The sequence below is a fragment of the Yoonia sp. genome (assembly GCF_046292185.1).
Lineage (GTDB): Bacteria > Pseudomonadota > Alphaproteobacteria > Rhodobacterales > Rhodobacteraceae > Yoonia.
On the sequence record NZ_JBKBQY010000005.1, the window covers coordinates 59,516 to 68,979 of the forward strand.

Genomic DNA, 9,464 nt, shown 5'->3' on the forward strand with positions numbered 1-9,464 from the left:
AACAGCATGCGACGCAGCGCTAAGCGATATCATGCCGCATGTTTCCCGATAGCGGATGCGCCGTGCCCGCATTTATCCAAGGCGCTCAGCCTCGCGGCAGCGCAGCGTAAAGGATTTACTTGATCCAGACTTCCACGCGGGTGCGTACGGGGCTGTCGACCTGACTATGATAGCAGGTCGCCGGCGCGACGGCACCGAAGCCCGCAGAGGTCAGTGTCAAACTATTGCCCGATACCAAGGCAGGTGCGAAGGCCTCGAAGGCGGCCAGAAGATCAGCGGCCGCGCGTGCCGATTGGTCAATCGCATCCTGTGGCCCTGCGTCGCTTTCACCGAAGCCGGCAAAGATCACCTCTCGGTCAGCGTATTCGGGGCGCAGCAACAATTCCGACAGGTTGCGCATCATGGCACGGTTCCAGCCCGCCTCTGGTCCGCTGACCGCGCCGCCATAAATCGTCGGCGTCAGGCGTTCCGCCTCGAAAAGGGCTTGAAACATCTGCGCCGCAACTGGCCGTTCGACCGGGTCAAGGCCCGTGGACAAAAGCTGACCCAACCGCGCGTTCTTGTCCGCTTCGGCCTGAAAGATCACGCCGTGGCCAACAAATCCTTCGCGCGACAGCAGGTCCTGTGCCACATCCGCCGCGGCAAAATCAAGAAACTCCGGGATCAACGACGTCGTGGAAGGCACCGTGAACCGCGCCATGACGGGCCGGATCAGCGGATAATCACCGGAAGCGATACTGAAATCACTCGGGGCGATGGCGAAACCACAGGACCCCGCAACTGGCATGACCTGGGCCGCACCAGCCTGTGTTGTATTCACCACGCTGATGCTACCGGCAAAGCCGATGATGGCGTCGGCGATGCTGGCCTCATCCTCCATGGTCAGGACATTGTCGGCGATCGTCTTGCCCGCAGGTTCCATAACTACGGCGATCAGTTCATCGCGCACTTCGGAATCGGTCGGAAGCTGCAAGGCCATGACTGGCAGGTCGGCACCATCAATCTGAGACCAGTTTGTGATGTCTCCGGCATAGATTGCAGCAAGCTGGTCAAGCGTGATGGCATCAACGCCCACGTCTGCCGAAGTCACGACCGCAAATGCCCGCATGCCGAGCATATGATGGGTCAGAACCGGCGCGTTTGCCCAATCCATAGGTCCTGCATAATCCTGTCCCGCGGCCTCCGCCAGCGACGTGACTGCAAGAACAATGTCGCCCGGATCATCATTTTCAGCGATGCTCAATACAGCGATTTCGTTTCCGGCCGCATTCTCGATCGTCAGCTGCCCGTTGCCGCTGAGTTCGACAAAGGATGTCGCCTGACTGGCAACGGCAAAAGCGCCCGCCAGTGTGCGGTAAAGATTCGCATAAGAAGGTGCGGCAAATCCAACGGTGAATTCATCCACGACGACCGAGAGAGGCTGTTCCAGCGTGTCGACCACATCTGCAAAGGCATCCGCGGTCAGACCGAAATCATTGCTGGCAAGAATCTCGCGACAGCCTTCGCCGTAACAGACCACTTCCGACGCGGGCACGTTCATCAGGCCGACTGTGGTCTGGATCGCCACCATGACCCCGTTAAAGCCGGTGATCTCCCCCTCGACGCTGATGAACCCGTCGGATGACCGCAGCTCGACCGCCTGCGCCATCAGCGCTGTTGGCGCAACACCACACAGCAGCGCTGTCGAAATCTTCTGCAGCAGGGTCATATGCGGCTCCTGTACCCGGTCGGGACAATGGGGGTAGGCACGGTCACCGATGACAGCACATCATGCGTGTGCGTAACGCCCTTTGCGCAACACGTTTGCTTATCGGCCGGTGACGGCGCTTTTCTGCGCATGAAGAAAGCAGAAGGCCATTTGCCGGTCAATGCGGTGCGAGCCGCCAGCGCGCATTCAGACGACGCACCGGGGGAGATCGCAACAGATTGTGGCAGCTTGGCACCACATGGATCAGAACAGACCAATTTTTTTCTGGTTGCTGCCGCATGCGAGGCCCGCAAAATCAAACAGCTTGGGGTCCAGCAGATGCGATGGTCGTGCATTCATCAAGGACCGGAACATCACCTGACGGCGGCCGGGGCTGTTCTTTTCCCAACCATCCAGGATCTGTTTGACCTGCTGGCGCTGTAATCCGTCCTGTGACCCGCACAGATCGCAGGGGATGATCGGATATTTCATCGCCCGGGCAAATTTTTCGCAATCCACCTCGGCCACATGGGCCAAGGGGCGATAAAGGAACAGGTCACCTTCCTCATTCACCAGTTTCGGCGGCATCGTCGCAAGGCGGCCCCCGTGGAACAGGTTCATGAAAAAGGTCTCCAAGATATCATCCCGGTGATGTCCCAGCACGACGGCAGAACAGCCTTCCTCGCGCGCGATTCGATAAAGATTGCCGCGTCGCAGCCGCGAACACAGCGCGCAGAAGGTCCGACCTGCGGGCACCTTGTCCATGACAATCGAATACGTGTCCTGATACTCGATCCGGTGCGGGACGCCCATGCGCGCCAGAAACTCCGGCAACACCGTAGCAGGAAATCCCGGTTGCCCCTGATCAAGATTGCAGGCGATCAGATCGACCGGCAACAGACCACGCCATTTCAGTTCGTAAAGCACCGCCAGCAGGGTATAGCTGTCTTTGCCACCCGACAGGCAGACCAGCCATTTCGGCACCGTTCCGTCGGTGCGCCGGTCAATCATGGCATATTGTTCGATCGCCTCGCGCGTCTGACGCACGATCCGTTTACGGAGTTTCTTGAACTCGGTCGTGCTCGGCGCGTCTGCGAACAACGGGTGTATTTCAGTTTCATCCAGCATGGGCGCGATATGCCAGATCAACGCATCCCTGCCTAGAGGCATCCGAACCGGCACGGTTAACGTAACTAAAATAAACCGGAGAGAGTGATGCGTCTGATTGCCTTTGCCACCCTGTTGTTTCTGGCCGCCTGCACGGGAAAGCCGTCCTTCGATGACCCCGCGTTGAGCGACCGGCAGCTGAACCTGGAAGAGTTTTTTGACGGTGACCTTGTCGCCTATGGCCAATTCCAAGATATCCTGGGCACAGTGCGGCGAAGTTTCGCGGTCACCATCGCGGGTGATTGGGACGGCGAACGGCTGCGGCTGGTGGAAGATTTTATCTATGAGGACGAATCAACTGAACAGCGCATCTGGACCCTGATCAAGACCGGCCCCGACACTTGGGAAGGCACGGCACCGGGCGTGATCGGTGTGGCCACCGGGCGCGAACAGGACAACCGGTTCAACTGGCAGTATGAAATCGACCTGCCGATCCCGTCAGCGGATGGCACGGCAGATACCTTGCGGGTCACCTTCGATGACTGGATGTGGCTGCTGACAGAGGACCGATTGCTGAACCTGGCCTATGTCAAGCGCTTCGGGTTCGACATCGGCACGGTCACCATCATGTTTGAAAAGTTGTGACAAGAAATTTCGCCGAAATTTCTTGGGGCGCAAAGATTTTTTGACGAAAAAACTTCACTTTGGGACGTTGTCGATCCCGCTGCCGCCCCACGGATGGCAGCGCAGGATGCGTCGGATGGTCAGAAAGCCGCCTTTCAGTGCGCCATGCCTTTCCAACGCTTCCAGCGCATAGGCTGAACAGGTGGGATGATAGCGGCAGTTATGCCCGACCCAAGGCGAGAAAATCAGGCGATACGCCCGGACAGGTAAGGCGAGAAGATAAGCAAGCGGTGTCATCCATGTACCTTGCGCAATGCGCGACGCAGATCAGCGACCAGCGTGTCGAACGGCAATTTCGCCGTAACGTCGTGCCGACCTACAAGCACATAATCCCACCCTTCCTTACCGTGCACAGGCAGCACAAGACGGGCGGCTTCGCGCAAGCGGCGTTTGGCACGGTTGCGGGCTACCGCATTGCCGACTTTCTTGGAACAGGTATAACCCACGCGGATGCCGCCGGCTTCACCTTCGCTGCGTTTGCGGGCCTGCAGGTGAATACCCGACGTGCCCTGGCGCAGCGCATGCGAGGCGCGGACAAAATCCGCGCGTTTGGTCAGAACCTGCAGACAAACGGAAACCGCCGGATGCCCCTGTTCAGGTTCAGCCGGCGGTTTCAAAACGCTCAAGTCGAAAGCGGCGCTTACGCGCTCAGCTTTGCACGGCCTTTGGCGCGGCGTGCGTTCAGGATCTTGCGACCTGCTTTTGTCGCCATGCGTGCGCGGAAGCCATGGCGGTTCTTGCGAACCCGGTTCGATGGTTGGAACGTACGCTTCATCGCGTGTCCTCCGGTTGAAGGCCAAACCCTAAACAGGATTCGAGGCCGTACTACATTTCAGACTTGCTCCTTAGAGGGGGGGATGCGCTGTGTCAACGCGCTTAGCCGAAGATTTCCGACGCGGTTGATTGAAACATCCCTACACGCAAGATCAACGCGCCGTGATACGGCTATCGCGCATGGCCCATTGCGTGCATCAAGGGGCAAGACGATTGAATTGAAAGCCAGCGATGTCCGAAAAGCCCCAGAGCACGATGCTGCGCAAGCTGCCGTTGATCGTCATTCTGCTGGTTGCAGTTGCGGGGGCGGTCTATCTGCGCGACTATCTGAGCTTTCAGGCGCTGGCCGACAACCGGGAAGCATTGCTGGCCTTTCGCGATGCCAATTACCTGTTGACCGTGCTGGGCTTTATCGCTGGCTATATCGTCATCGTTGCCTTTTCCCTGCCCGGCGCCACGATTGCTACGCTGACCGGCGGGTTCCTGTTCGCTACATTTGCGGGCGCCTTGTTCAACGTTGTTGGGGCCACGTTGGGGGCTGTGATCATCTTTCAGGCCGCCCGCTGGGGACTTGGTGAAAAACTGGCCGCCCGGATGGAAGCATCAGACGGGATGGTCAAACGCATCAAGGACGGGATCGACGCCAACCAGTGGGAAATGCTGTTCCTGATCCGGCTAATCCCGGCGGTGCCATTTTTTGTCGCCAACCTGGTGCCCGCATTGGTTGGCGTGCCGCTGTTCCGCTTTGTCATCACTACGTTTCTGGGAATCATTCCGGGGAGCATTGTTTATACCTCAGTCGGTGCAGGACTGAGCGAGGTGTTCGCCAGCGGCGAGACACCTAACCTTGGCATCATCTTCGAACCCGCCATATTACTGCCAATCTTGGGATTATGCGCCTTGGCGGTGATGCCGATCATCATCAAGGCCCTGCGCGGCAAGAAAGGTCTGTAGCATCATGAACCGGATCACGACGGATATATGCATCATCGGCGCAGGCTCTGCGGGGCTGTCGGTCGCAGCAGGCGCAGTGCAGATGGGTGCAAAGGTCGTGCTGATCGAGGGCCACAAGATGGGCGGTGATTGCCTGAACTATGGCTGCGTGCCGTCCAAGGCGCTGATCGCCTCGGCCAAGCAAGCCTATGCGATGGAGCATGGCGCGCCTTTGGGCATCGCAGCCGCCAAGGCGCAGGTCGATTACGCCGCTGCCAAGGATCACATCGCCGATGTCATCGCAACCATCGCGCCGGTTGACAGTGTGGAACGGTTTGAAGGGCTGGGTGTGCAGGTCATTCAGGACTTTGCCCGCTTCATTTCAAGAACCGAAGTACAGGCAGGTGACACCATCGTCACCGCACGCCGGTTCGTCGTCGCCACAGGGTCTGGCCCGCTGGTGCCGCCCATTCCGGGGCTGGCGGATGTGACCTATTACACCAATGAAACTCTGTTCGATCTGCGCGAAAAGCCCAATCACCTGATCATCATCGGCGGCGGCCCGATCGGAATGGAAATGGCGCAGGCGCACCGGCGACTGGGCTGCGACGTGACCGTGATTGAAGGTGCGCAGGCGCTGGGCAAGGATGATCCGGAGACTGCGGCCATCGTCCTGAACAGGTTGCGCGACGAAGGCGTCAGACTGATCGAGGATGCACATGCCAGCAGAGTCAGCAGCAAAGATAACCTGATCACCGTCCACACCCCCAAAGGTGATATCGCCGGGTCGCATCTGTTGATCGCGGTGGGGCGAAAGGTGAATGTCGAAAAGCTTGACCTGGACAAGGCCGGTGTCGCCCATGACACCAAGGGACTGAAAGTAGGTACCAACCTGCGATCTGTCACCAACCGGCGGGTCTATGCCGCCGGGGATGTCGCGGGGGGGCTGCATTTCACCCATGTCGCGGGCTATCATGCCAGCGTGCTGATCCGGTCACTGGTGCTGGGCCTGCCATCCAGGCAACGCACGGATCACATCCCCTGGGCAACTTATACCGACCCCGAACTTGCGCAAGTCGGCCTGACAGAGGCGCAGGCGAAAAAAAAATTCGGCACCAAGCTGGAAGTCATCCGGACCGATTTCCATCACAACGACCGTCTGATCGCCGAACGCAAGGCCAATGGGTTGATCAAGGTGATGGTCGTCAGGGGCCGCCCCGTCGGCGTATCAATCGCAGGCCCGATGGCGGGCGAGTTGATCGCCGTCTGGGCGATGGCCATTGCCAACCGCATGAAAATGTCCGCCATCGCGACAACGGTTTTGCCCTACCCGACCGTGAATGAGGTTAACAAACGCGCCGCAGGTGCTTACTTTAGCCCAAGACTTTTTGAAAACCCCATTGTAAAGCGGGTTGTCGGTCTTGTGCAGCGATTTCTGCCATGACCTTTGCGAGGCAGGATGATCAATTCTCTTTCAGGGCGGTTTCTGATCCTTACGATCATATTCGTGATGATCGCAGAGATTTTCATCTTCGTGCCCTCGGTCGCGCGGTTCCGCGAAGACTACCTTCTCGCCCGGCTTGAGCGTGCGCAGATCGCATCGCTCGCGACCGAAACCGATGCGATGATCAGCCCCGCGCTGGAAGCAGAGCTTTTGCGCAACGCCGAAGTCTACAACGTCGTGCTACGGCGCGATGAAATCCGACAACTAGCCCTGTCGTCGCCAGTGACAAAGACGATCAGCGCCACCTACGACATGCGCGCGCCATCCGGGCTTGTGCTGGTGGTGGATGCGCTGCGTACATTGGTGCAGAAGGAAGATCGTATCATCAGGGTGATCGGCAACCCGGTGCGCGATGGCGGGCTGCTGATCGAAATCACGATGGATGAACGCCCGCTGCAGGCAGCCATGCGCGAATACGGGCGCAATATTCTGATCCTGTCGGCTTTCATCTCGATCATGACCGCCAGCCTGTTGTTCTTTTCGGTACAGATCCTGCTGGTACGTCCGATCAAGGGCGTCGTGGAACATATGCAAAGCTATGCCAAGGCCCCCGAGGATGCGCGCCAGATTATCACCCCCAGCGCCAAGGTCCGCGAATTACGCGATGCTGAGGTCGCGTTGCAGATGATGCAGACGCAGCTGACCGGGGCTTTGCGGCAAAAAGAACGGCTGGCGCAACTGGGCGGCGCGGTGGCCAAAGTCAGCCACGATCTGCGCAATATCATGACATCGGCGCAATTGTTCACCGACAGGATCGGTGGGTCAGACGACCCGCTGGTGCAGCGGATGGCACCGAAACTGGTAAATGCAATCACCCGCGCGGTCAATCTGTGCGAAACGACACTGGCCTTTGGCCGGGTCGAAGAACCTGCGCCGTCGCTCGCGCGGGTGAATCTGGCCCGTATCGTCGAGGATGTGATCGACAGCGAACGACTGGCCGCAGGCGATTACCCCTTGTCCTTCGCCGAAGATATCCCCGCCACGATGACCTTGCGCGCGGATGGCGAACAATTGTACCGGGTGATCTTCAATCTTGTGCGCAATGCACGTCAGGCCATAATGGCCACAGGCGAGTCCGGTGAAATCGGCCTGCGCGCGGATGAGGATGAACTGGTCTGGCGCCTGACCGTGTCCGACACCGGGCCAGGTATGCCCAAAAAGGCGCAGGAGCATCTGTTTCAGCCGTTTCAGGGTGGCGTACGCAAGGGCGGCGCAGGCCTGGGCCTTGTCATCGCCGCCGATCTGATCCGCGGCCATGGCGGACGCCTGGAGCTGCTGGAGACCGGCGACAAAGGCACGACCTTTGTTATTCAGCTGCCCAAGGCTGACCTCGCCCTGGCCGATGCTACATAATAGCCCAGAAATCTGGTTTGCCCCCTTGCATCGTCCCGATACTGCGGCTAAACGCACCGACACGCGGATTGGTAGCTCAGTTGGATAGAGTACTTGACTACGAATCAAGGGGTCGGGGGTTCGAATCCTCCCCAGTCCGCCATTTACCCTTAGACAAAATCAAGGCAACCCGTTGATATTGCAGGGTATATTAGGGTTTTTGAACAATACCGCCCCCCAACACTGCATGACAATTTGCATGACATCAGTGTATACGGTTGGTCAGATCAACCGGGGTAACGCCATTGCACAAGGACCTGAAACCGACTTTGCGATGCAAAACTTGGTATCTCGCGCAGAGGGTCCCGAAGCGGTATGTCGCGGTCGAAACGCGCAAACGAATAATCTCTCTATCGCTTGAAACGGACTCATACTCGTTGGCATGCCGAAAGGCGAACGACGTATGGCGTGCGCAGATTGAACACTGGGAGGCGAAGCTGGATGGTCGGTCCGAAGACGCACGTCTTGCTTATGAAGCAGCCCGAAAAGTGGCACAAAGCCGGGGGTTCAGCTATCTGCCACTGGAACGGGTCGTCACCTAGTCTGAAGACGCCTTACCGACCCGGATAGAAGCTATTTCTGAAACTGGAAACAGAGTTGATCTTGTCGATACTGCTGCGCTGATGGGGCACAGTCACCAAACCCCCTGTTCTTATGTCGGAGGTCTGGGAACAGTTTTGTCACCTCTCACGCAACCGTCGGCTTGGAAAATCGGCGGATCAGATCAGGAAATGGGAAAACCCTTTCAAGCGAGCTCTCAATCGATGGATTGCAGTTAATGGTGACCAGCCACTCATAGCCATCAGTCGCGACGATTTTTTGTCGTTCAGATCATTCTGGATCGAAAAGTTCGAACTTGAACATTACTCCAACAACACGGCGAACAAGGATTTCGACAAGCTGACGAATGCCCTTTACACCGTAATTGATGGCTTAGGGTCAGGACCCTAGCCCATTCTCTCGGAGGCGTAGGAGCCGGGTGATGCCGGAAAGACGATGGTTTTGTTACCGTTCAGCATGACACGGCGATGGATATGGGCATGAATGGCCCTTGCCAAAACTTGGCTTTCCACATCCCGTCCCAGACTGACGTAATCAGCGGGGGATTGGGCATGGGTCACCCGGGCGATATCCTGTTCGATGATGGGGCCCTCATCAAGGTCTGCGGTGACGTAATGCGATGTCGCTCCGATCAGCTTTACCCCGCGTTCGTAAGCTTGCTTATAAGGATTGGCGCCCTTGAAGCTGGGCAGAAAGGAATGGTGGATATTGATGATCTTGCCTGACATCTGCGTGCACATCCGGTCAGACAGCACCTGCATATACCGGGCCAGAACGATCAGGTCGGCGCCGGTCGAATTTACCACATCCATGATGCGCGCT

Annotated in this window: 11 protein-coding genes and 1 tRNA gene; 6 read left to right on the forward strand and 6 right to left on the reverse strand. The window is 58.0% G+C overall.

Going from position 1 to position 9,464, the window contains the following annotated elements; genetic code table 11:
* Positions 1-115: 115 nt before the first annotated feature.
* Together ACK4TM_RS02105 and ttcA are read right to left on the reverse strand one after the other, a co-directional pair.
* Positions 116-1,708 (reverse strand): PstS family phosphate ABC transporter substrate-binding protein, encoded by a 1,593-nt coding sequence (locus ACK4TM_RS02105; RefSeq protein WP_409695991.1) that lies wholly within the window; start codon positions 1,706-1,708, stop codon positions 116-118.
* Positions 1,709-1,951: 243 nt separating this feature from the next.
* Positions 1,952-2,815: a tRNA 2-thiocytidine(32) synthetase TtcA gene (gene ttcA, locus ACK4TM_RS02110; protein ID WP_409695994.1), complete on the reverse strand. Its 864-nt coding sequence runs from the start codon at positions 2,813-2,815 to the stop codon at positions 1,952-1,954.
* 87 nt (positions 2,816-2,902) lie between these two features.
* Here ttcA and ACK4TM_RS02115 point away from each other — a divergent pair, with 87 nt between their 5' ends.
* Complete coding sequence (locus ACK4TM_RS02115; protein ID WP_409695997.1) at positions 2,903-3,439, forward strand: DUF3833 family protein; 537 nt, start codon at positions 2,903-2,905, stop codon at positions 3,437-3,439.
* A gap of 54 nt (positions 3,440-3,493) precedes the next feature.
* Here ACK4TM_RS02115 and yidD read toward each other — a convergent pair whose 3' ends face one another.
* The 3 genes from yidD to rpmH are packed head-to-tail and all read right to left on the reverse strand — an operon-like array spanning position 3,494 to position 4,253.
* Complete coding sequence (gene yidD, locus ACK4TM_RS02120) at positions 3,494-3,715, reverse strand: membrane protein insertion efficiency factor YidD (RefSeq protein ID WP_409696000.1); 222 nt, start codon at positions 3,713-3,715, stop codon at positions 3,494-3,496.
* A complete protein-coding gene (rnpA, locus tag ACK4TM_RS02125) occupies positions 3,712-4,095 on the reverse strand; it encodes a ribonuclease P protein component (protein ID WP_409696019.1) in 384 nt (127 codons plus the stop codon). Before rnpA ends, yidD begins: the two co-directional genes overlap by 4 nt.
* A 23-nt stretch (positions 4,096-4,118) precedes the next feature.
* Positions 4,119-4,253 (reverse strand): 50S ribosomal protein L34, encoded by a 135-nt coding sequence (rpmH, locus tag ACK4TM_RS02130; RefSeq protein ID WP_007204042.1) that lies wholly within the window; start codon positions 4,251-4,253, stop codon positions 4,119-4,121.
* 230 nt (positions 4,254-4,483) lie between these two features.
* Here rpmH and ACK4TM_RS02135 point away from each other — a divergent pair, with 230 nt between their 5' ends.
* The 5 genes from ACK4TM_RS02135 (at position 4,484) to ACK4TM_RS02155 (ending at position 8,623) form a co-directional block, all read left to right on the forward strand.
* Positions 4,484-5,206 carry a TVP38/TMEM64 family protein gene (locus ACK4TM_RS02135; RefSeq protein ID WP_409696004.1) on the forward strand — a complete coding sequence of 241 codons (723 nt, stop codon included), beginning with the start codon at positions 4,484-4,486 and terminating at the stop codon, positions 5,204-5,206.
* Between the two features lie 4 nt (positions 5,207-5,210).
* Complete coding sequence (locus ACK4TM_RS02140) at positions 5,211-6,629, forward strand: dihydrolipoyl dehydrogenase family protein (RefSeq protein WP_409696007.1); 1,419 nt, start codon at positions 5,211-5,213, stop codon at positions 6,627-6,629.
* Between the two features lie 15 nt (positions 6,630-6,644).
* Positions 6,645-8,042, forward strand: coding sequence for a sensor histidine kinase (locus tag ACK4TM_RS02145; protein ID WP_409696009.1), 1,398 nt, complete (start codon positions 6,645-6,647; stop codon positions 8,040-8,042).
* Positions 8,043-8,107: 65 nt separating this feature from the next.
* Positions 8,108-8,184 (forward strand) — tRNA-Arg (locus ACK4TM_RS02150).
* A 166-nt stretch (positions 8,185-8,350) separates the two neighbouring features.
* Positions 8,351-8,623 (forward strand): DUF6538 domain-containing protein, encoded by a 273-nt coding sequence (locus ACK4TM_RS02155; RefSeq protein ID WP_409696022.1) that lies wholly within the window; start codon positions 8,351-8,353, stop codon positions 8,621-8,623.
* Positions 8,624-9,028: 405 nt separating this feature from the next.
* Here ACK4TM_RS02155 and ACK4TM_RS02160 read toward each other — a convergent pair.
* The coding region (locus ACK4TM_RS02160) for a formyltetrahydrofolate deformylase (protein WP_409696013.1) at positions 9,029-9,464 on the reverse strand (436 nt) is incomplete at its 5' end.